Below are 20,709 nucleotides of genomic sequence, written 5' to 3'. Positions count from 1 at the left end.
TCGAGGGGTGGCTGCGCACGTTTATGTGCCTGATGATTGCCGGGTTAACGCTGACGTTGCAGATCGCGCCCGCGGCGGCGCAGGCCGGGGTAGCCGGGCCGGTCAAGCTGGTGGTGCTCGGCGACTCGCTGAGCGCGGGCTACGGCTTGCCGGCGCCGGCGGCCTTTCCGGTGCGCTTGCAGAAGGCCCTCAACGACAAGGGCATAGCGGTCGAGATGATCAACGCCGGGGTGTCCGGCGATACCACGTCCGGCGGCCTCGGCCGGCTCGACTGGTCCGTCCCGGAGGGCACCCAGGGTGTAATCCTCGAGCTCGGCGCCAACGATGCCCTGCGCGGCACCGACCCGAAGGTGCCGCGTGCCGCGCTGACCGAGATCATCAAGCGGCTGCAGGCCCGCAAGATCGCGGTGCTGCTGTGCGGCATGCTGGCGCCGCCGAACTACGGGCCCGACTATGCGCAAAAATTCAATTCGATCTATCCGGATCTCGCCAAAGAGTTCGGCGTGCCGCTGTATCCGTTCTTCCTTGAGGGCGTTGCTGGTAACACAGCGCTTGCGCTGCCGGACGGCATGCACCCGACGGCGGAGGGCGTCGATATCGTGGTGAAGAACATCCTGCCCAGCGTCGAGGCATTTTTGAGCACGCTGGCTAGGCAACCCAGTTGAAAAAACGGCAGTCTCAACCTTAACATCGGATTATCCCGGAACCTTTGTCTGTCCCCGGCGTCGGCTGCTTCGCAGAGTCACATAACTGAGCTAAAAAAAGCTATCGGTGATTCGTCACCGGCCCTTTTGTTCGGGCATGATCTTCGCCGAGAAGTGTACTGCACTTTTCGGCGAAGATCGGGCCCCTGCACTGAGGAGCTGACTATGCCGCGTTTGTTCACCGGACTGGAAATACCGGCCGAGATTGGCCAGACCCTATCCAATTTGCGTGGTGGCCTCCCCGGCGCCCGCTGGATCGATCCCGAGAACTATCACGTCACCCTGCGCTTCATCGGAGACATCGACGGCGTCGCGGCGAATGAAATCGCCTCGCTGCTGGACCGCGTCAATCGCAAGCCGTTCGAGGTTGCGCTGCAGGGGCTGTCGAGTTTCGGCGGCAAGAAGCCCCGCGCGGTGGTCGCCCAGGTGGTGCCGAGCCGGCCGCTGATCGAATTGCAAGCCGAACTGGAGCGGCTGATCCGGCGCTGCGGCCTCGATCCGGAAGGGCGAAAATTCATTCCACATGTGACGCTCGCGCGGCTGCGCGACGCCTCCAACCAGGACGTCGCGGACTATCTCTCGGTGCGCGGCTATTTCCCGACCAAGACTTTCAAGGCCCAGCGCTTCGTGCTGTTCTCGTCGCGCGCCTCTACCGGCGGCGGTCCTTATGTCGTGGAGGACGCCTACGCGCTGAGCGCGTAAATCGCAGCGGAGGCGCCGCGCGTCCTCCTCTGCAGCAAGGCCGGTCCGTCGCATTCCGGTCAGCCGCACCCAGATGCTGCGCTTGCCTTGACCCGGCGTGGTATCCTTTGCCCGGCTGATTCGGGAGGTCCATGGCAGTGTCGACCGACGATCTAAGCACCCCGCTTGGACAAAAACTGACGCGCAAGCGCCGGTTCCGACTGCCTTTTTCCGCGACCCAGGCGTTGGCCACCCTGCTCGGCCTGTTCCTGCTCGGCTTCGCCGGTATCGCGATCTTCACCGACAACCCGCTTGGTGGGGAACCTGTAGTCCGGATCGCGCTGAAGCCGCCCGCGGCAGTGGAGAAGACCCCGGCTCTGCCGGCGCCCGAGATCAAGCATGGCGAACCCGCGAAACCGCCCGCCGGCGAGCAAAAGACCGTCACGATCATCGATGGCTCCAGCGGCGCCCGCCACGATGTGGTGGTATCCAGCGGCGCGGAGAGCCCGGTGGAGGCCGATGCCCCGCCGGTCGTCGCCAACGTCAATCCAAAACTGCTGGAAAAATCCCGCTACGGCATGGTGCCGATCGCCGCCGACGGCTTGAAGCCGGTCAGCGCCTATGCCGCCGGCACCGACGCCGACCGCGCCCGGGCCATGAAGACACCCAGCATCGCCATCGTCATCGGCGGCCTCGGTGTCGGCGCCGCCAAGACCACCGACGCCATCATGAAGCTGCCGGCCGCGGTTACGCTCGGCTTCACGCCCTACGGCTCCGATCCCGGCAAGCTGGTGGAGCGCGCCCGCACCCAGCGCCACGAGGTGCTGCTGCAACTGCCGATGGAGCCGTTCGATTATCCCGACAACGATCCTGGTCCACAGACGCTGCTCGCCACCGCCAGCACCGAACAGAACCTCGATCGCATGCTGTGGCACATGAGCCGTTTCCAGGGGTATGTCGGCGTCGCCAACTTCATGGGCGCGCGCTTCGTCGCCACCGACACGGCGATACAGCCGGTGGTGCGCGATGCCGGCAAGCGCGGGCTCGGCTATTTCGATGACGGCTCGACGTCGCGCAGCGTGGCCGCCGTGGCGGCCCAGACCCAGGCGATCCCGTTTGCCCGCGCCGATCTTTCCATCGACGTGGTGCCCACCTCGTCCGATATCGACAAGGCGCTGGCGAGACTGGAGAGTACGGCCAAGGAGCGCGGCTATGCCGTCGGCGTCGCGTCCGCGCTGCCGATCTCGATCGAGCGCATCAGCGCCTGGGCGAAGACGCTGGAGAGCCGGGGCGTGATGCTTGTGCCATTGACAACCGCCATGCTGAAATCAAAATCAGGCTAGCGTCTGTGGGCTAACGTGAATTCGGCATCGCCGGATCGCTGCGTAAACTGCGTTCAAGACGCGAGAGGCATTGACGGAATGGCGCGCTACGAAGATCTGCCCTATCGAACCTGCGTCGGAATGATGCTGATCAACGCGGAAGGCCTTGTCTTCATCGGCCGCCGGTCCGGCGGCATCGAGCACGTCGATGAAACCCATGTCTGGCAGATGCCCCAGGGCGGCGTCGATCCCGGCGAGGACACCTGGGAAGCCGCCAAGCGCGAGCTTTACGAGGAGACCAGCGTGAAGTCGGTGGAGAAGCTCGGCGAAGTGCCGGACTGGCTGATCTACGATATCCCGCGCACGGTGGCCGGCCGTGCCTGGAAGGGCCGCTACCGCGGCCAGCGTCAGAAGTGGTTCGCGGTGCGCTTCACAGGCGACGACAACGAGATCAACGTGATCGCGCCCGGCGGCGGCCACAAGCCGGAGTTCGTCAAGTGGCGCTGGGAGCCGATGAAGAACCTGCCGGACCTGATCGTGCCGTTCAAGCGCCCGGTCTATGAGCGGGTGGTGAAGGAATTTTCCAGCCTGTCTGGCGGATAGCCACGACATGACCGACAAGCCCTACCGCCCGAATGTGGGCGTCGCGTTGTTCAATGCCGAAGGCAAGGTCCTGATCGGCCGCCGCTTCAAGGATGACGGGCCGGAAATCATCCTGCCCGGGCTGGAATGGCAGATGCCGCAAGGTGGCATCGATGCGAACGAGGATCCGCGCACGGCGGTGATGCGTGAACTATGGGAAGAGACCGGCGTCAGCCACGCCGACTATCTCGATGAAACCGACTGGCTGACCTACGACTTCATCCCGTTCGAGGGGCCGTCGCATCGCTTTGCGCAGTTTCGTGGCCAGCGCCAGAAATGGTTTGCGCTGCGATTCACCGGAGAGGACGACGAGGTCGATCCGCTGACGCCGCGCAACGGCCAGCCGGCGGAGTTCGACGCCTGGCGCTGGGAGCGGCTCGATCGCGTCGCGGATCTCGTGGTGCCGTTCCGGCGCGAGGTCTATCGCGCGGTGGCCAGGGATTTTGCAAAGTATATGTAGCCCGGATGCCAATCCGGGGCCGGCTCATCCGTTGAAACGCTGTCCCCGGACTACGGCACCGCTACGCTGCGCGTCGCGCCGCCTCCATCCGGGGCTACAGGATCAATGCATCGCCGTCGAATTGACGTGCTGCTGGATGACCTTGAAGTGGTCGAGCCGCTCGATAGCGCGATCAAGGACAGAGCCCTCCTTCTCGGCCAGCTTCTCTTCCATCGCCGCGATCTGGTCCGCGAAGGCGGCACGATCGAGATCCTGCAACGAGGTGGCGACATCGGCGAGGACTGTAAGGCCCTTGTCGTTCACCTCGGCGAGGCCGCCGAGCACGATGATCATCTGCTTGGTGCCGCCTGACGTGATGGTCATGATGCCCGGGCGCAGGGCAGCCACGAAAGGCGAATGTCCGGCCAACACGCCGAAGTCACCCTCGAGACCGGGAACATCGACCTGGTCGACTTCACCCGCGAAAGCGAGCTTTTCCGGCGAAACGAGATCGAAGTGGAAGGTGGCCATGGTGGTACCTGCGTGGAGCGACGAGCGAACAATCAGAAAGAAAAGGAGGCAGCGCGATCGTGGCTGCGCTGCCTCAGCTATTTATCAGGCCGCTTCAGCAGCCAGCTTCTTGCCCTTTTCGACGGCCTCTTCGATGGCGCCGACCATGTAGAAGGCCGCCTCCGGGAGGTGGTCGTACTTGCCTTCGCAGATCGCGCGGAAACCCTTGATGGTATCGGCGAGGTCCACGAACTTGCCCGGCGAACCGGTGAAGATCTCAGCGACGAAGAACGGCTGCGACAGGAAGCGCTCGATCTTGCGGGCGCGGGCGACGGCGAGCTTGTCCTCTTCCGACAGTTCGTCCATGCCGAGAATGGCGATGATGTCCTGCAGCGACTTGTACTTCTGCAGCACCTGCTGGACCATGCGCGCGGTTTCGTAGTGCTCCTGGCCGACGATCAGCGGCGACAGCATGCGCGAGGTGGAGTCGAGCGGATCGACCGCCGGGTAGATGCCCTTTTCCGAGATCGCGCGGTTCAGCACGGTCGTCGCGTCGAGATGCGCGAACGAGGTCGCAGGCGCCGGATCGGTCAAATCGTCGGCCGGAACGTAAATGGCCTGCACCGACGTGATCGAACCCTTGTGGGTGGTGGTGATGCGTTCCTGCAGCGCGCCCATGTCGGTGGCGAGCGTCGGCTGATAACCCACCGCTGATGGAATACGACCGAGCAAAGCCGACACTTCCGAGCCCGCTTGCGTGAAGCGGAAAATGTTATCGACGAAGAACAACACGTCCTGGCCCTGATCGCGGAAATGCTCGGCGACGGTCAGACCCGACAGCGCGACGCGCATGCGGGCGCCCGGAGGCTCGTTCATCTGGCCGAACACGAGGGCGCACTTTGACTTCACGCTGGGATCGGGATTGTGCGGATCGGCGTTGACCTTGGACTCGATGAACTCGTGATAGAGATCGTTGCCTTCGCGGGTACGCTCGCCGACGCCGGCGAACACCGAGTTGCCGCCGTGTGCCTTCGCGACGTTGTTGATCAGCTCCTGAATCAGCACGGTCTTGCCGACGCCGGCGCCGCCGAACAGGCCGATCTTGCCGCCCTTGGCGTAGGGCGCGAGGAGATCGACGACCTTGATACCGGTGACGAGAATTTCGGCTTCCGTGGACTGCTCGGTGTACATCGGCGCTTCCTGATGGATCGCGCGCAGGCCTTCGGACTCGATCGGGCCGCCTTCGTCGATCGGCTCGCCGATCACGTTCATGATGCGGCCGAGGGTGCCGGGACCGACCGGCACCATGATCGGGTTGCCGGTGTCGCTGACCGGCTGGCCGCGGACCAGACCTTCGGTGGTGTCCATCGCGATGGTGCGCACCGTGGACTCACCGAGATGCTGAGCGACTTCGAGCACCAGACGGTTGGCACCGTTCATGGTCTCGATGGCGCTCAAAATCGCGGGCAGATGGCCTTCGAACTGCACGTCAACGACGGCGCCGATGACCTGGGTGATCTTGCCGGTCTGGTTGGGGGTAGCCATGAAACTTCTCCTTAAACTCAAGGACTTGGAAGTCCGAAACTTGGTGCGGCGGCCCAGAGGACCCGAATGTTGCTGTTAGATCGCCTCGGCGCCGGAGATGATCTCGATCAGCTCCTTGGTAATCATCGCCTGACGGGTGCGGTTGTAGATCAAGGTCTGCTTGCGGATCATGTCGCCGGCGTTGCGCGTGGCGTTGTCCATCGAGCTCATCTGCGCGCCGTAAAACGAAGCGTTGTTCTCCAGCAGCGCGCGGAAGATCTGGACCGCGAGATTGCGCGGCAGCAGGCCCTTGAGGATCTCGTCTTCCTCGGGCTCATATTCGTAAACCGGGGCCGGGCCGTCGGCGACAGCAGGCTTGGCCTGCACCACCAGCGGGATGATCTGCTGCGCGGTCGGGATCTGCGCGATCACGGTCTTGAAGCGCGAGAAGAACAATGTGCAGACGTCGAATTCGCCGTTGTCGAAGCGGGCCAGCACCTTCTTGGCGATGTCCTCGGCGTTGACGAAGCCGAGCTGCTTCACTGCGCGCAGTTCGAGATGCTCGACGATCTGTTTATCGAACGTTCGGCGGAGCTGCTCGTAGCCCTTGCGGCCGACGCAGAAGAACTTGACCTCTTTGCCCTGGTTCATCAGCGCCAATGCACGCTCGCGTGCCAGGCGGACGATCGAGGAATTGAACGCGCCGGACAGGCCACGCTCGCCGGTGCAGACCAGCAGCAAATGCACCTGGTCCTTTCCGGTGCCACCGAGCAGTGCCGGGCCGGTACCGGATCCCGCGGCCGCGCCTGCGATTGAAGCGATAACCGCGTCCATCCGCTCGGCGTAGGGCCGCGCGGCTTCAGCAGCCATCTGCGCACGGCGCAGCTTCGAGGCCGCCACCATCTGCATGGCCTTGGTGATCTTCTGCGTCGCCTTGGTGGAGGCGATGCGGACGCGCATGTCTTTAAGTGAAGCCATTCTCAGTCCACCCCGGCGATCAGGCGCTTGGCCCGATCGCAAACCTCTCGTTCGTGACGCGCAGCCTCGTGCCGCGCATCAAACGTGGATGGCCGGCACGAGGCCGGCCATTTCGGCAAATTTAAGCAGCGTAAGTCTTCGCAAAACCTTCGACGACGGCCTTGAGCTTGGCGGCGATGTCGTCCTTGAGATCGCGGCTGTCGCGGATCGCTTCGAGAATGTCGACATTCTTGCCGCGCAGCAGTGACAGCAGGCCGTCTTCAAAACCACGCACCTTGGCAATCGGCAACGTGTCGAGATAGCCGTTGGTACCGGCCCAGATCACGCAGACCTGCTCTTCCATCTTCAGCGGCGAGAACTGCGGCTGCTTCAGGAGTTCGGTCAGGCGAGCGCCGCGATTCAGCAGGCGCTGCGTCGAGGCGTCCAGATCCGAACCGAACTGCGCGAACGCCGCCATTTCGCGGTACTGCGCGAGCTCGCCCTTGATCTTGCCGGCGACCTTCTTCATCGCCTTGGTCTGCGCGGCGGAGCCGACGCGCGACACGGACAGACCGACGTTCACCGCCGGGCGGATGCCCTGGAAGAACAGGTCGGTCTCGAGGAAGATCTGGCCGTCGGTGATCGAAATCACGTTGGTCGGGATGTAGGCCGAAACGTCGTTGGCCTGGGTTTCGATGATCGGCAGCGCCGTCAGCGAGCCCGAGCCCTTGGTCTCGTTGAGCTTCGCGGCGCGCTCGAGCAGGCGGGAATGCAGATAGAACACGTCGCCGGGATAGGCTTCGCGACCCGGCGGACGGCGCAGCAGCAGCGACATCTGGCGGTAGGCGACGGCCTGCTTCGACAAATCGTCATAGATGATGACCGCGTGCATGCCGTTGTCGCGGAAGAATTCGCCGATGGTGCAGCCGGTGAATGGCGCGATGTACTGCATCGGGGCCGGATCGGACGCGGTGGCGGCGACGACGACGGAATATTCCAGCGCGCCCTGCTCTTCGAGCACCTTGACGAACTGCGCGACGGTCGAGCGCTTCTGGCCGATCGCGACGTAGACGCAATACAGCTTCTGGCTTTCCGGAGCACCGGCGACGTTGAGCGACTTCTGGTTCAGGATGGTGTCGAGGGCGATCGCGGTCTTGCCGGTCTGACGGTCACCGATGATCAGCTCGCGCTGTCCGCGGCCGACCGGGATCAGGGCGTCAACCGACTTCAGGCCGGTCGCCATCGGCTCGTTGACCGACTTGCGCGGGATGATGCCCGGGGCCTTGACGTCGACGCGCATGCGCTTGTCGGCCTGGATCGGACCCTTGCCGTCGATCGGGTTGCCGAGCGCATCGACGACGCGGCCGAGCAGGCCCTTGCCGACCGGCGCGTCCACGATGGCGCGGGTACGCTTGACGGTCTGGCCTTCCTTGATCTCGCGGTCAGCCCCGAAGATCACGATGCCGACGTTGTCGGTTTCGAGATTCAGCGCCATGCCGCGGGTGCCGTTCTCGAACTCGACCATTTCGCCGGCCTGGACGTTGTCGAGACCGAAGACGCGGGCGATGCCGTCGCCGACGGACAGAACCTGTCCAACTTCGGAAACTTCAGCTTCCTGGCCGAAATTCTTGATCTGATCCTTGAGGATCGCGGAAATTTCCGCGGCGCGGATGTCCATCAGCCTGCCTCTTTCATCGCGTGCTTAATCGAGTTGAGTTTGGTGCGAAGCGAACTGTCCACCATGCGGCTGCCGAGCTTGACGACAAGCCCGCCGATGATGGCCGGATCGATCTTCACGTTGAGCGCGACATCCTTGCCCGTCACTGATTTCAGCGCGGTCTTCAGGGCGTCGAGATTCTTGTCGCTGAGCGGTTCGGCGACGGTAACGTCGGCCGTGGCTTCGCCCTTGAATTTTGCCACTAGCGCGCGAAAAGCGCGGATCACGTCGCGGACCGCGAACAGGCGGCGGTTAGCGGTCAGAACTTTCAGAAACTTGGCACTGATGCCGCCGATGCCGGCGTCTTCCAGGACGGCGGCGATCGCCTTCGACTGCACGTCGGCGCCGAAGATCGGGCTGCGCACCAGGCGCGTGAGGTCGGCGCTGCCGGCCAGCATGGCCTCGAACTTGTCGAGATCGGCCTTCACCGCATCGACGGATTTCTCGTCGCGCGCCAGCTCGAACAGAGCTGTTGCGTAACGACCGGACACTCCCGAAACGGACGGATCTTCTGCTGCCACGAATGCGCTCTTCAGGCTGTCAAATTCACAAGGGAAAAACCATCGCCCAAATTGGCGCTAGCGATCCAAGTCCTTGGAATTCAAGCGGGACTTCGATTCTCAGGCCACAACACGGCATTGTGTCCCGTTCAAATCGCGGCTTTGCTAACATAGCGCGCGCGCGGGTGCAACGCGATGAAAGCGATTGGCGATGCCATGTCGCAGGCGCGAGGCAGGAATCGTTTTGCGGCCACAAAGGCCCAGCTCGCAGCTCCCTGACGCTTTGAATGGATGCCGGCGCTGCGCGCCGGAATGGTCCTGTGGCGCCCGGGATCCCGCCCTCACCGTAACTTGCACCGCCCGCCTGAAATAAATGGCGCGGCTGCACGCTGCGGAATCGCGTTTTGCGAGCCCCATCCTCCGCGAGTGCAGTCTGCTTAACATTTACTTAGCGAATGCTGGTCATGCGACCGCTGCACTTCGCTTTACAGTATTCATATGTATATCGAAGTATATTATTTAGTTAAAAAATTGTTAACGCGGCGCGTTAGCCATGAAATTACCTATCACAAGATATTTCATCTTCTATAGCAACGATTTGCTTGCCTAGTTTACGCCTTATTGCCCCTTCAACGGTGGCCGCATCGAAATGGGACGGGGGTCCACTTGCCACATATGTGGCAATACTGTCTGAGGGACGATTAGATATGCTGCGATACGGAAAATCGATGTTGGGCGCTGCCGCCCGGCCGCGTACGGCGATTGTCATGATTGCCGCGACTCTTTTAATCGGCGGAACGGCTTCCGAAGCTTCCGCCAAATCCCGCCACCACCATCATCGCCATCACGGCCACCACCACGGTCATCACGCCAGCAAGGCTTCGCCGCTGGAGGCCAATGCATCGATCCCGTCGCTGTTCGAAAGCGCGGTCCAGGCACCGGTGCGCGCTTTGGCCAGTGCCGGCCGCAGCTTCTCCGGCATGGCGTCATATTACGGCAGTGAATCCGGTAGCCGCACCGCGTCCGGCCAGCGTTTCAACCAGGGCGCCATGACGGCCGCCCATCGGTCGCTGCCGTTCGGCACCAAACTGCGGGTCACGCATGGCAGCCGCAGTGTGGTCGTCACCATCAACGATCGCGGTCCGTTCATCCGCGGTCGCGTGCTCGACCTGTCCAAAGGCGCCGCCAGCGTCATCGGCCTGACCGGTGCCGGCGTCGGCCGTGTCGTCGCCGAAGTCATGTAAGCAACGGCGCTTCGCCGGACTGATCTCACAAGTTCAGTAAGCGTTGCGTCGTGGTTGCGTTGAGTAAAAGAGCCTGCCGTCAGCGATGACGGCGGGCTTTTTGCTGGGTGATGCAAATTGTCATTCCGGGATGCAGCACACGGCGAAGCCGGCTGATGCAGGCCTTAGCCACTCCAATTGGAGTGGCGGGGAATCCCGACATGTTCAGCGCTCTACCATCTCCGGATTCCGGGTTCCTCGTAGCTGGCGCCGCTCCCGCCCCGGAATGACAATACGCCTACAGAAAACTCTGCGGATCGACATCGACCTGGAGCTTCAGATTGCCCGTGGTCTTTGGCGCGTGTGCCAGCCAGTCGCGGAGGTAGCCGGACATGTCGACGTTGCGCGCCGACTTCACCAGGATGCGAAACCGGTAGCGGCCCTTGATTACCGCGAGCGGCGCCTCGGCGGGGCCAAGCACCTGGATGCGCTCGTCGATCGGCGCCACGCTGGCGAGTTTTCGCGCGAAACCCTCCGCGGTCGGGCGATCGCCGGCCGAGATGATCAGGCTGGCCAGCCTTCCGAACGGCGGATAGCCGGCGCGTTCGCGGGCCTCGATCTCGGCGCCGTAGAATGCCTCGCGGTCGGCAGCGATCAGCGCCTTCATCACCGGATGCTCGGGCTGGTGCGTCTGTAGATAACCAAGACCGCGGCCCTGTTCGCGGCCGGCGCGGCCGATCACCTGGTTGAGCTGCTGGAACGTGCGCTCGGCGGCGCGCGGATCGCCATTGCCCAACCCGAGATCGGCGTCGATCACGCCGACCAGATTGAGCCGCGGAAAGTTGTGGCCCTTGGCGACGAGCTGGGTGCCGATGATGATATCGACGCGGCCTTCGGCGATCTCGGTGAGTTCGGCGCGCATGGCGTCGATCGAGGTGATCAGGTCGCTCGACAGCACCATGGTGCGGGCATCGGGAAACAGCTTTTGCGCTTCTTCCTGCAAGCGCTCGACGCCGGGGCCGATGGCCGCCAGGGATTCCTCGGCGCCGCAATGCGGGCAGAGATGCGGGCGCGGCGTCGAGAAGCCGCAGTGATGGCAGACAAGCCGCTGGCGAAACCGGTGATCCACCAGCCAGGCGTCGCAGATGTTGCAGGAAAAGCGATGGCCGCAGGACCGGCACAGCGTCAACGGCGCATAGCCGCGGCGGTTGAGGAACAGCAGCGCCTGTTCCTTGCGATCGATGGCGATCTGCACGGCTTCGGCAAGCCTTGGTGCAATGAAGTGACCGCGCATCGGGCCTTCGCGGCGCAGGTCGATGGCTTCGATATGCGGCATGTGCTGGCCGCCGAACCGCGACGGCAGCACGATGCGCTGGTAGCGGCCCTTGCGGGCGTTGACCTCGGTCTCTACCGATGGCGTGGCCGACGCCAGCACGATGGGAATTTTCGCGATCGAGGCCCGCACCACCGCCATGTCGCGGGCATGGTAGTGCACGCCTTCGGCCTGCTTGTAGGCCTGATCGTGCTCCTCATCGACGATGATCAGGCCGAGTTTGGAATAGGGCAGAAACAGCGCCGAGCGCGCGCCGACCACCACATGGGCTTCGCCCGAGGCGATGGAAGCCCAGTTTCGGGCACGGCTGCGCGGCGTCATCTCCGAATGCCATTCCAGCGGCCGAACGCCGAAGCGCAAGGCGAAGCGATCCAGAAATTGTCCGGTCAGCGCGATCTCCGGCATCAGGATCAGCGTCTGCTCGCCGCGCCGCACGGTTTCGGCGACGGCCTCGAAATACACCTCGGTCTTGCCGGAGCCAGTGACGCCGTCGATCAGGGCAACGTGGAAATCGCCTTTGGCGGCAAAGGTCCGCATCGCATCGGCGGCGCTGCGCTGGTCCGGCGAAAAATCCGGCTCGCAGAACGACGGATCCGGCGCCGCCGCCGGGAGCGCCCGGGCCATCGGCTCGACGACCAGCGTGCCTTCATCCACCAGCCCATCGATCACACCGGCGCTGACGCCAGCCTGTTTCGCGGCGTCGGATTTGCCGTGCAGCAGACGGTCGGAGAGGATCTCAATCAGCCGGCCGCGCGCCGGCGTCATTCGCTTCGGCACGTCGCCGATCAGGCGCACGCCCAGCCGCACGCGCTCCGGGCCGAGATGCTCGCCCATCCGCAGCGTCATCTTCATCACCATGCCCCGTGCCGACAGGGTGTAATTGGCGACCCAGTCGACAAGCGTGCGCAGCTCCTGCTTCAGCGCGGGGACGTCGAGCTTCTCGCCGACCTCCTTGAGGCGGTTATGCAGCCGCGGATCCGGATTCGGATTCTCGGCCCAGACCACGCCGATCACGTCGCGGGCGCCAAGCGGCACGGTGACGACGTCGCCGGGCTTCAGATCGAGGCCGCGAGGCACCTTGTAGGAATAGGCCCGGTCCAGCGCGACGGGCACCAGCACATCGACCACGCCCGACGACTGGGGCGGAAACAGCGAATCGGCGCGCGCGGGATGGTCCATGGAAGATCGGCTCTGCGGGAGGTGGGGCTAACTTAGGGACTGATTGTCCTAATTAGAAGCCGCGAACTCCGGGTCGTCCCCGCGTACGCGGGGACCCATACCCTCGGTCGTTTCGGCATTGACTCAGTCGCCGCCACCTTTGCCCTGATTGAGAGGACGGAGGCTATGGATCCCCGCGTTCGCGGGGACGACTCGGGGAGAGGCCGCGGACCGATCATCCATGTCCGAGCGGGTTCACCAATGCGAAACGCCCGGGTGTGATAGTGTGGCCCTGTTCGCGCGCCGCGCGCTGGAAGGCACCTCATGGCCAGACCGACCGTCGCCAAACCACCCGCCCCGATCGACCTGCCCTGCGCGGCGGAAGACGTTTCGCTGCAGATGACGCGATGGCTGTCGCATCTGCGCGCCGAGCGCCGGCTGTCGCCGAAGACGTCGGAGGCCTATTCGCGCGACGTGCGCCAGTTCCTGACATTCCTCGCCGAACACTGGGGCGCACGGGTGTCGATCCCCCGCTTTGCGAAGCTTGAAGCCAGCGATGTCCGCGCCTTCATGGCGTCGCGCCGCGCCGACGATATCGGCGGCCGCTCCTTGATGCGGGCGCTCGCCGGGCTGCGTTCGTTCGGCCGCTTCCTGGAGCGCGAGGGCCACGGCAATGTCGGCGCCCTCTCCGGCATTCGGGCGCCAAAGATCGGCAAGAGCCTGCCGAAGCCGATCCAGATGGTCTCCGCCAAACGCCTGACCGACGCCGACGAACGCGCCGGCGAGAATCGCGATCCGTGGATATGGGCACGCGACGCCGCGGTGATGGCGCTGCTGTACGGCTCCGGCCTGCGCATCTCCGAGGCGCTCGGGCTGAAGCGCCGCGAGGTGCCTGCGCCCGGTGCCGGCGACGTGCTGATCGTCAACGGCAAGGGCAACAAGACCCGCATGGTGCCGGTGCTGCAGAACGTGCTGGCCTTGATCGCAGACTATGCCGCGATGTGCCCGCACCCGCTGCCGCCCGACGGCCCGATGTTCGTCGGCGCTCGCGGCGGGCCGCTCTCGCCGCGCATCATCCAGCTCACCATGGAACGGCTGCGCGGCGCGCTCGGCCTGCCCGACAGCGCCACCCCGCATGCGTTGCGGCATTCCTTCGCCACCCATCTCCTGACCCGCGGCGGCGACCTGCGCGCGATCCAGGAACTGCTCGGCCACGCCTCGCTATCGACCACCCAGATCTATACCGGCATCGATACCGAGCGGCTGTTCGAGGTCTACAAGACTGCACATCCGCGGGCGTAGCGCGGTCGTTTCGTCATCGTTTCGTCGCAGACATTGCCCTTGCATGGAGCAGGCCTATCGGCCAATGCTCCAAAATTGTCAGCAGGGAGATTAGGTCGATGAGCGCGCATGAAAGCATGGAGCACGCCGAACACGCCGAGCATGCGTCGGGGTCCAACAAGAAGATCGCGCTGCTGATTGCGGTGATCGCGTTGTTCCTGGCGTTGTCGGAGACGCTCGGCAAGGGCGCGCAGACCGAATCGATCAGCAAGAACGTCGAGGCATCCAACCTGTGGGCGTTCTTCCAGGCCAAGAGCATCCGCCGCACCGTGGTGCAGGCGACTTCGGACCAGGCCCGGCTCAGCCTCGGTCAGATGGGTGACGATGCCGCCAAGGCGGCGCTGACGAAGCAGATCGACGACTGGAAGAAGACCGCGGACCGCTACCGCTCCGAGCCGGAAACCGGCGAAGGCTCCGAACAGCTCGCCGAGCGCGCTAAGCATGCCGAGCACGATCGCGACCTCGCGATGGCGCGCTATCACCACTACGAAGTGGCCTCCGCCGCCTTCCAGATTGGCATCGTGCTGGCGTCGGCGACCATCATCACCGGGATGATTGCACTGGCCTATGTCTCCGGCTTCCTTGCGATCGCCGGCATCGCCTTCACCCTGATCGGCCTGTTCGCGCCGCACGCCGTGCATTTGATGTGAGTACGGCGCTGGTGCCGTAGGGTGGGTTAGGGCAAAGCGCGTAACCCACCAATTTTCCGGACTATGGGCGACGTCGGTGGGTTACGGCGCAAGGGCGCCTAACCCACCCTACGGCTGCACAACTCTATCACCGCTTTGGCAAATTCCTCTGGCGCTTCCTGCGGAACGTTGTGGCCGATGCCGGCCAGCACGCGGCGCTCGTAATCTGAAGTAAAATGACGGCCGTGATTTTCCGAGTTGCCGACCGGCGTGATATTGTCGTCGGCGCCGTGCAGCACGATGGTCGGCACATCGATGGCCGGCTGCGCCGCGAGTTGCGCTTCGATGGCGGCATAGCGCTCATCGCCAGCCACGCCGCCCGTGCGGTACATGTAGGAGTGGATCACGACATCGACGAAGTCGTCGTTGTCAAAGGCTGGCGCCGTGCGATTGAAGGCGTCGTCATCGAACGCCCATGACGGCGACCACATCTTCCACAACAGTTTCGCCAAGGCCGCGCGGTTCTGCGTCAGGCCGTTGCGGCCGCGTTCGGTGTGGAAGTACCAGACGTACCACATCCGCGCTTCCTGCACGGGGTCGGCGGGCCGGCTTGAATTCGGGATGTCCTGGATATTGTAGCCGGTGCAACTAACCAGGCCGTGCACGCGCTCCGGCCATAAAGCGGACACGACACAGGCGGCACGCCCGCCCCAGTCGTAGCCCGCGAGCACCGCTTTATCGATGCGCAGCGCATCCATCAGCTCGCGCAGGTCCTGGCCGAGCGCGGCCTGCTGGCCGGAGCGCAATGTGCGGTCGTCCAGGAAACGGGTCGGGCCATAGCCGCGCAGATACGGCACGATGGTGTGGAAGCCCGCGGCATTGATCCGCGCGACGGCGTCGTCATAGCCGCGGATATCATAGGGAAAGCCGTGCAGCAGGATGACGGGCACACCGCTGTCCGGACCGGAGTGTTCGTAAGCCATATCGAGCAGCGGGGTTTTGACGCGCGACAACTCGGCCAAGACGATCTCCATCAAACCTTGCGGGCAAAGGCGCGGCTGCGCAGGCGCTGGACGATGCGCATCCAGCGCGACGACGAGCCGCCGCGAATCCGCGCCACCATCGCCTTGATGCGTTCCATCACCGGCGCGACGATCTCGCTGGCGCGGCGGCGGATATCGAGCACCCACTCGTAGACGCGGACGAACCACGGCATCTGCAGCAGTTTTGGCCGGGTGACGTCAAAGATAAAGGCGGCGATGCCGACGCCGAGGAATTTCATTGCCACGATCAGCACCACGGCGCTGATCCAGTACTGGTTGGCGAGCAGCCAGACCTCGACGAGCTTCACCGGAAACAGCAGCACCACCGGCGCGAGAAAAACCAGCAGCGTCATCATCGGCGACAACTGCGCGACGCGCGCGGCCAGCCAGGCCTTGAACGCGCGTAGCGGGATCATCGCCACGATGCGGGCGACGACCGGTTCGAGATGATCCCAGAACCACGCCTCGATCAAAAAAATCAAAGCGAGCAGGATCCAGAGCGGCTGCAACAGGCGACGCATCATGACGACTTGCCCCCGCCCGGCGGAAGCGCCGGGCGCCACTCACATATGGATAGCGCGCTTGGCAACCGCAAACGCCGCTTCCTTGACCGCTTCGGAGCGGGTCGGATGGGCGTGGCAGGTGCGCGCCAGATCCTCGGCGGAACCACCGAATTCCATCAGCACGCAGCATTCATGGATCATCTCGCCGGCTTCGCGGCCGATGATGTGAACGCCGAGCACGCGGTCGGTCTTCGCATCTGCGAGAATCTTCACGAAGCCATCGGTGGTCTGGTTGACCTTGGAACGGCCATTGGCGGTGAACGGGAACTTACCGACGGTGTAAGCGACGCCAGCCGCCTTCAGCTCTTCCTCGGTCTTGCCGACCGTGGCGACCTCCGGCGTGGTGTAGACCACGCTGGGGATCACGTCGTAATTCACATGACCGGCCTGGCCGGCGAGGATTTCGGCGCAGGCGACGCCTTCGTCCTCGGCCTTGTGCGCCAGCATCGGCCCCGCGACGACGTCGCCGATGGCGTAGATGCCGCTGACATTGGTGGCAAAGTGCTTGTCGATTTTAACGCGGTTGCGTTCGTCGAGCGCGACGCCGGCGTCCTTGAGGCCGAGCGCCTCGGTGTAGGGCACGCGGCCGATCGCCACCAGGATCACATCCGCTTCGATGGCTTCAGCGGCGCCGCCGGCGGCGGGCTCGACCTGCGCCTTCAGGCGCTTGCCGGACGAATCGACGCCGGTCACCTTGGAGCCGAGCTTGAAGGTCATGCCCTGCTTCTCGAGGATGCGCTGGAACGACTTCGCGACTTCGCCGTCCATGCCCGGCAGGATGCGATCGAGGAATTCAACCACCGTGACTTCGGCGCCGAGACGGCGCCACACCGAGCCGAGCTCGAGGCCGATCACGCCGGCGCCGACCACGATCATCTTTTCCGGCACCTTGTCGAGCGACAGCGCGCCGGTCGAGGACACCACGCGCTTCTCGTCGATCTCGATGCCCTTGAGTTTGGTGACATCGGAGCCGGTAGCGATGACGATGTTCTTCGTTTCCAGCACCTGGGTCTTGCCGTCGGCCGCCTTGACCTCGACCTTGCCGGTGCCGAGCACCTTGCCGAGCCCCATCACGACATCGATCTTGTTCTTCTTCATCAGGAAGTCGACGCCCTTGACGTTGCCGTCGATGCCCTGCTGCTTGAAGGTCATCATCTGCGGCATGTCGAGCGCCGGCGCCGAGACCTTGATGCCCATCTTGGCGAACGAGTGCCCGGCTTCCTCATACAGTTCGGAAGCGTAGAGCAGCGCCTTCGACGGCATGCAGCCGACGTTGAGGCAGGTGCCGCCGAGGGTGGCGTTCTTTTCGACGACCGCCACCCTCATGCCTAGCTGCGCCGCGCGAATCGCGCAGACATAGCCGCCGGGACCGGTGCCGATAACAATGAGATCGTAGGAGGCCATGAGAAGTTCCTGTATTTTCTGTAGATATGGGGTGTCGTGGCGCTAGCGGCCACCCGACACGTCGAGAATGGAGGCGGTGACGTAGGACGCTTCGTCCGACAGAAGCCAGACGATGGCGTTGGCGATTTCATCCGCAGTGCCGACGCGCTTCATCGGAACGTTGGGAGCAAGGCGATGCGCGCGATCCGGCTCGCCGCCCGACGCGTGAATATCGGTATCGATCAGGCCGGGCCGGATGCCGACAACGCGAATGCCTTCATTGGCGACTTCGAGCGCGAGGCCGGTCGTGAAGGAATCGATCGCGCCTTTCGAGGCGGCGTAGTCGACATAGGTGTTGGGCGCGCCGAGTCTCGCTGCGACCGACGACAGATTGACGATCACGCCGCCCCGGCCACCGTGTTTCGTGGACATCCGCTTCACCGCCTCGCGCGCGCACAGAAAGCTGCCGGTGACGTTGACGGCGAGCATTTTGGTGATGCGCTCGGCGGTCATATCCTCGACGCGGATAGAGGGACCGACAATGCCGGCATTGTTGACCAGCGCACCGAGCGGGCCGAATTCGTCGGCCGCCTTGAACAAAGCGAGGATGTCGGCTTCCACGCCGACGTCGCATTTGACAGCGATCGCTTTGCCGTTGGTCGCTTCGATAGCAGCGATGACTTCGTTGGCGGCCGCCTCGTTGCTGGCATAGCCGACGACGACTTTGAAGCCGGCCGCGGCAGCCTTAAGCGCCGCCGCCCGGCCAATGCCGCGGCTGCCCCCGGTGATGATCACGACCTTATTTGTGTCAGCACCCATGCAAACGCTCCGAACTTTCGGTTAGCTCCGTCATGCCCGCACCTGTCCCGGGCATCCACGTCCAAATCTGCGGATGCAGCAAACGTGGATGACCGGGACATTAGAGCAAAGACGCGCTCTGCGCTCTTGCCCGGCCATGACAGCGTGTGATTGATCAGAGGTCCAGCACCAGGCGGGCCGGATCTTCCAGGCTTTCCTTGACGCGGACCAGGAACGTCACGGCTTCCTTGCCGTCGATGACGCGGTGATCGTAGGACAGCGCCAGATACATCATCGGGCGGATTTCGATCTTGCCGGCGACCACGACCGGGCGCTCCTGGATCTTGTGCATGCCGAGGATCGCCGACTGCGGCGCATTCAGGATCGGTGTGGACATCAGCGAGCCGTAGATGCCGCCATTGGTGATGGTGAAGGTACCGCCCTGCATTTCGTCGATCTTGAGCTGGCCATCGCGGGCGCGGCGGCCGAAATCGGCGATGCCCTTCTCGATGTCCGAAATCGACTTGCGGTCGCAGTCGCGAACCACCGGCACGACGAGACCCTTGTCGGTGCCGACGGCGACGCCGACATGATAGTAATTCTTGTAGATCAGGTCGGTGCCGTCGATCTCGGCATTGGCGGCCGGGATATCCTTCAGCGCCTGCACGCAGGCCTTGGTGAAGAAGCCCATGAAGCCGAGCTTGGCGCCGTGCTTCTTCTCGAACACGTCCTTGTACTGGCTGCGCAGCGCCATGATGTGGCTCATATCGACCTCGTTGAAGGTCGTCAGCATGGCGGCGGTGTTCTGCACGTCCTTGAGGCGGCGCGCGATGGTCTGGCGCAGCCGGGTCATCTTGACGCGCTCTTCGCGGGCGGCGTCATCGGCCGGCGACGGCGCGCGGACCTGCACGGCGGCGGCTGGCTGGTTGACCGGGGTCGGCGCGGAAGCCGCCTTCTCGATCGCGGCCAGCATGTCGCCCTTGGTGACGCGGCCATCCTTGCCGGAGCCCGGCACGGTGGCGGCATCGACGCCGCTCTCGGCGGAAATCTTGCGCACCGAAGGCGCCAGCGGCGCATCGACCGGCGCGCTCTTCTGGGTCGGAGCGGGTGCCGCGGCAGCCGGAGCCGCGGCGGGCGCTGGCGCCGCGGCCTTGGCCGGGGCAGCGGCGGGTGCAGCCTTCGCGCCGGCGGCACCATCGGTGATCTGGCCGAGCAGCGCGCCGACCGCGACGGTCTCGCCATCCTTGGCGATGATCTCGCCGAGTACGCCGGCGGACGGCGCCGGCACTTCGATGGTGACCTTGTCGGTCTCGAGTTCAACCAGGGGCTCGTCGACAGCCACCGAATCGCCGGCCTTCTTGAACCATTTGCCGATGGTGGCTTCGGTCACGGACTCGCCGAGCGTGGGAACGCGAATTTCAGTCATGGTCTATTTCCTCTTGCGGCTCGGTGGCCCGTCCGGCCATCCGCGCCTGATATCAAAGCTGGAAGAGATGTGGGTGCGCCAATGCCCCGCGCAGGCGGGGCATTGTGACGGTGACGGGGTTTAGCTCAGCGCCTCGTCGAGGAAGGCTTTGAGCTGGGCGAGATGCTTGGACATCAAGCCTGTGGCGGTGGCCGCCGACGCCGCACGTCCGGCGTAACGCGGGCGCTTGTGAGTGGCGTTGATCTGGTTCAGCACCCATTCGAGATAGGGCTCGATGAAGTGCCACGCGCCCATGTTGCGGGGTTCTTCCTGGCACCAGACGATCTCGGCGCCCTTGAAGCGGCCGAGCTCCTGCACCAGCGCCTTCAGCGGCACCGGGTACAGCTGCTCGATGCGCAGCAGGTAGATGTCATCGACGCCGCGCTTCTCGCGCTCCTCGTAGAGGTCGTAATAGACCTTGCCGGAACACAGCACGACGCGACGGATCTTGGCGTCGGGCACCAGCTTGATCTTCTCGTCCGGCAGCTTCTCCGCATCGTCGAACAGGATGCGGTGGAAGGTGGAGCCGGTGCCGAGTTCGTCGAGGGTCGAGACCGCGCGCTTGTGGCGCAGCAGCGACTTCGGCGTCATCAGGATCAGCGGCTTGCGGAAGTCGCGCTTCATCTGCCGGCGCAGGATGTGGAAGTAGTTCGCGGGCGTCGTGACGTTGGCGACCTGCATGTTGTCTTCGGCGCAGAGCTGGAGATAGCGCTCGAGGCGTGCCGAGGAGTGTTCCGGCCCCTGGCCCTCATAGCCGTGCGGCAGAAGGCAGACGAG

General features: G+C 64.2%; 19 protein-coding genes and 1 pseudogene. 8 read left to right on the top strand and 12 right to left on the bottom strand.

The annotated features are described in order from the left end of the window. The first annotated feature begins 32 nt into the window (after window positions 1-32). The 5 genes from JWR89_RS10770 to JWR89_RS10750 all read left to right on the top strand — a co-directional run bounded on the left by JWR89_RS10770 (window position 33) and on the right by JWR89_RS10750 (window position 3,809). Entirely contained in the window at window positions 33-665 is a 633-nt protein-coding gene (locus JWR89_RS10770; protein ID WP_299715519.1) for an arylesterase, read from the top strand. A gap of 204 nt (window positions 666-869) precedes the next feature. Continuing rightward, the gene (gene thpR, locus JWR89_RS10765; RefSeq protein WP_299715481.1) at window positions 870-1,406 is read left to right on the top strand and encodes an RNA 2',3'-cyclic phosphodiesterase; all 537 of its coding nucleotides are present in this window, start codon (window positions 870-872) and stop codon (window positions 1,404-1,406) included. A gap of 131 nt (window positions 1,407-1,537) precedes the next feature. Further along, window positions 1,538-2,728: a divergent polysaccharide deacetylase family protein gene (locus JWR89_RS10760; protein WP_299715478.1), complete on the top strand. Its 1,191-nt coding sequence runs from the start codon at window positions 1,538-1,540 to the stop codon at window positions 2,726-2,728. A 78-nt stretch (window positions 2,729-2,806) separates the two neighbouring features. Continuing rightward, window positions 2,807-3,310 (top strand): RNA pyrophosphohydrolase, encoded by a 504-nt coding sequence (locus tag JWR89_RS10755; protein ID WP_299715476.1) that lies wholly within the window; start codon window positions 2,807-2,809, stop codon window positions 3,308-3,310. A 7-nt stretch (window positions 3,311-3,317) separates the two neighbouring features. Further along, on the top strand, window positions 3,318-3,809 hold the full coding sequence (locus tag JWR89_RS10750; protein ID WP_299715473.1) for an RNA pyrophosphohydrolase: 492 nt from the start codon (window positions 3,318-3,320) through the stop codon (window positions 3,807-3,809). Window positions 3,810-3,911: 102 nt separating this feature from the next. On the opposite strand, the gene JWR89_RS10745 is transcribed toward JWR89_RS10750, so the two are convergent. The 5 genes from JWR89_RS10745 to JWR89_RS10725 all read right to left on the bottom strand — a co-directional run bounded on the left by JWR89_RS10745 (window position 3,912) and on the right by JWR89_RS10725 (window position 9,017). Next, on the bottom strand, window positions 3,912-4,319 hold the full coding sequence (locus JWR89_RS10745) for a F0F1 ATP synthase subunit epsilon (RefSeq protein WP_299715470.1): 408 nt from the start codon (window positions 4,317-4,319) through the stop codon (window positions 3,912-3,914). Window positions 4,320-4,403: 84 nt separating this feature from the next. Further along, window positions 4,404-5,843 (bottom strand): F0F1 ATP synthase subunit beta, encoded by a 1,440-nt coding sequence (gene atpD / locus JWR89_RS10740; protein WP_299715467.1) that lies wholly within the window; start codon window positions 5,841-5,843, stop codon window positions 4,404-4,406. Between the two features lie 75 nt (window positions 5,844-5,918). Continuing rightward, window positions 5,919-6,800 (bottom strand): F0F1 ATP synthase subunit gamma, encoded by an 882-nt coding sequence (locus JWR89_RS10735; protein WP_299715464.1) that lies wholly within the window; start codon window positions 6,798-6,800, stop codon window positions 5,919-5,921. A 121-nt stretch (window positions 6,801-6,921) separates the two neighbouring features. Beyond that, window positions 6,922-8,457 carry a F0F1 ATP synthase subunit alpha gene (atpA, locus tag JWR89_RS10730; RefSeq protein WP_299715462.1) on the bottom strand — a complete coding sequence of 512 codons (1,536 nt, stop codon included), beginning with the start codon at window positions 8,455-8,457 and terminating at the stop codon, window positions 6,922-6,924. After that, window positions 8,457-9,017: a F0F1 ATP synthase subunit delta gene (locus tag JWR89_RS10725; RefSeq protein WP_299715460.1), complete on the bottom strand. Its 561-nt coding sequence runs from the start codon at window positions 9,015-9,017 to the stop codon at window positions 8,457-8,459. The genes atpA and JWR89_RS10725 overlap by 1 nt, the downstream gene beginning before the upstream one ends. A gap of 686 nt (window positions 9,018-9,703) precedes the next feature. Here JWR89_RS10725 and JWR89_RS10720 point away from each other — a divergent pair. Beyond that, entirely contained in the window at window positions 9,704-10,240 is a 537-nt protein-coding gene (locus tag JWR89_RS10720; RefSeq protein WP_299715459.1) for a septal ring lytic transglycosylase RlpA family protein, read from the top strand. Between the two features lie 277 nt (window positions 10,241-10,517). Here JWR89_RS10720 and JWR89_RS10715 read toward each other — a convergent pair whose 3' ends face one another. Further along, window positions 10,518-12,731 carry a primosomal protein N' gene (locus tag JWR89_RS10715; protein WP_299715457.1) on the bottom strand — a complete coding sequence of 738 codons (2,214 nt, stop codon included), beginning with the start codon at window positions 12,729-12,731 and terminating at the stop codon, window positions 10,518-10,520. Window positions 12,732-13,034: 303 nt separating this feature from the next. On the opposite strand from JWR89_RS10715, the gene JWR89_RS10710 reads away from it, so the two are divergent. Beyond that, window positions 13,035-14,012, top strand: coding sequence for a tyrosine recombinase XerC (locus JWR89_RS10710; protein WP_299715455.1), 978 nt, complete (start codon window positions 13,035-13,037; stop codon window positions 14,010-14,012). Window positions 14,013-14,110: 98 nt separating this feature from the next. Beyond that, a complete protein-coding gene (locus JWR89_RS10705) occupies window positions 14,111-14,701 on the top strand; it encodes a DUF4337 domain-containing protein (RefSeq protein WP_299715453.1) in 591 nt (196 codons plus the stop codon). Between the two features lie 98 nt (window positions 14,702-14,799). Here JWR89_RS10705 and JWR89_RS10700 read toward each other — a convergent pair whose 3' ends face one another. The 6 genes and pseudogenes from JWR89_RS10700 to sucA form a co-directional block, all read right to left on the bottom strand. Next, the gene (locus JWR89_RS10700) at window positions 14,800-15,693 is read right to left on the bottom strand and encodes an alpha/beta hydrolase (RefSeq protein ID WP_299715516.1); all 894 of its coding nucleotides are present in this window, start codon (window positions 15,691-15,693) and stop codon (window positions 14,800-14,802) included. 20 nt (window positions 15,694-15,713) lie between these two features. Continuing rightward, a complete protein-coding gene (locus tag JWR89_RS10695) occupies window positions 15,714-16,247 on the bottom strand; it encodes a hypothetical protein (protein WP_299715451.1) in 534 nt (177 codons plus the stop codon). Between the two features lie 39 nt (window positions 16,248-16,286). Further along, a complete protein-coding gene (gene lpdA / locus JWR89_RS10690; protein ID WP_299715449.1) occupies window positions 16,287-17,690 on the bottom strand; it encodes a dihydrolipoyl dehydrogenase in 1,404 nt (467 codons plus the stop codon). Between the two features lie 42 nt (window positions 17,691-17,732). Then, window positions 17,733-18,488, bottom strand: coding sequence for an SDR family oxidoreductase (locus JWR89_RS10685; RefSeq protein WP_299715446.1), 756 nt, complete (start codon window positions 18,486-18,488; stop codon window positions 17,733-17,735). A 154-nt stretch (window positions 18,489-18,642) separates the two neighbouring features. Beyond that, window positions 18,643-19,893, bottom strand: a complete 1,251-nt coding sequence (gene odhB, locus JWR89_RS10680; RefSeq protein ID WP_299715443.1) for a 2-oxoglutarate dehydrogenase complex dihydrolipoyllysine-residue succinyltransferase — start codon at window positions 19,891-19,893, stop codon at window positions 18,643-18,645. A 120-nt stretch (window positions 19,894-20,013) separates the two neighbouring features. After that, window positions 20,014-20,709, bottom strand: a pseudogene (gene sucA / locus JWR89_RS10675) (2-oxoglutarate dehydrogenase E1 component); the annotation flags it as partial.

Source organism: Tardiphaga sp., from assembly GCF_028290785.1.
Classification (GTDB): Bacteria; Pseudomonadota; Alphaproteobacteria; order Rhizobiales; family Xanthobacteraceae; genus Tardiphaga.
The sequence above is the reverse complement of the archived record's forward strand: the minus strand, read 5'-3'. Positions and strand labels throughout refer to the sequence as shown.

Bases quoted from the DNA above. Each gene is read 5' to 3' on its own strand.
- JWR89_RS10770 (WP_299715519.1), top strand. From the start codon at position 33: ATGATTGCCGGGTTAACGCTGACGTTGCAGATCGCGCCCGCGGCGGCG.
- thpR (WP_299715481.1), top strand. From the start codon at position 870: ATGCCGCGTTTGTTCACCGGACTGGAAATACCGGCCGAGATTGGCCAG.
- JWR89_RS10760 (WP_299715478.1), top strand. From the start codon at position 1,538: ATGGCAGTGTCGACCGACGATCTAAGCACCCCGCTTGGACAAAAACTG.
- JWR89_RS10755 (WP_299715476.1), top strand. From the start codon at position 2,807: ATGGCGCGCTACGAAGATCTGCCCTATCGAACCTGCGTCGGAATGATG.
- JWR89_RS10750 (WP_299715473.1), top strand. From the start codon at position 3,318: ATGACCGACAAGCCCTACCGCCCGAATGTGGGCGTCGCGTTGTTCAAT.
- JWR89_RS10745 (WP_299715470.1), bottom strand. From the start codon at position 4,319: ATGGCCACCTTCCACTTCGATCTCGTTTCGCCGGAAAAGCTCGCTTTC.
- atpD (WP_299715467.1), bottom strand. From the start codon at position 5,843: ATGGCTACCCCCAACCAGACCGGCAAGATCACCCAGGTCATCGGCGCC.
- JWR89_RS10735 (WP_299715464.1), bottom strand. From the start codon at position 6,800: ATGGCTTCACTTAAAGACATGCGCGTCCGCATCGCCTCCACCAAGGCG.
- atpA (WP_299715462.1), bottom strand. From the start codon at position 8,457: ATGGACATCCGCGCCGCGGAAATTTCCGCGATCCTCAAGGATCAGATC.
- JWR89_RS10720 (WP_299715459.1), top strand. From the start codon at position 9,704: ATGCTGCGATACGGAAAATCGATGTTGGGCGCTGCCGCCCGGCCGCGT.
- JWR89_RS10715 (WP_299715457.1), bottom strand. From the start codon at position 12,731: ATGGACCATCCCGCGCGCGCCGATTCGCTGTTTCCGCCCCAGTCGTCG.
- JWR89_RS10710 (WP_299715455.1), top strand. From the start codon at position 13,035: ATGGCCAGACCGACCGTCGCCAAACCACCCGCCCCGATCGACCTGCCC.
- JWR89_RS10705 (WP_299715453.1), top strand. From the start codon at position 14,111: ATGAGCGCGCATGAAAGCATGGAGCACGCCGAACACGCCGAGCATGCG.
- JWR89_RS10695 (WP_299715451.1), bottom strand. From the start codon at position 16,247: ATGATGCGTCGCCTGTTGCAGCCGCTCTGGATCCTGCTCGCTTTGATT.
- lpdA (WP_299715449.1), bottom strand. From the start codon at position 17,690: ATGGCCTCCTACGATCTCATTGTTATCGGCACCGGTCCCGGCGGCTAT.
- JWR89_RS10685 (WP_299715446.1), bottom strand. From the start codon at position 18,488: ATGGGTGCTGACACAAATAAGGTCGTGATCATCACCGGGGGCAGCCGC.
- odhB (WP_299715443.1), bottom strand. From the start codon at position 19,893: ATGACTGAAATTCGCGTTCCCACGCTCGGCGAGTCCGTGACCGAAGCC.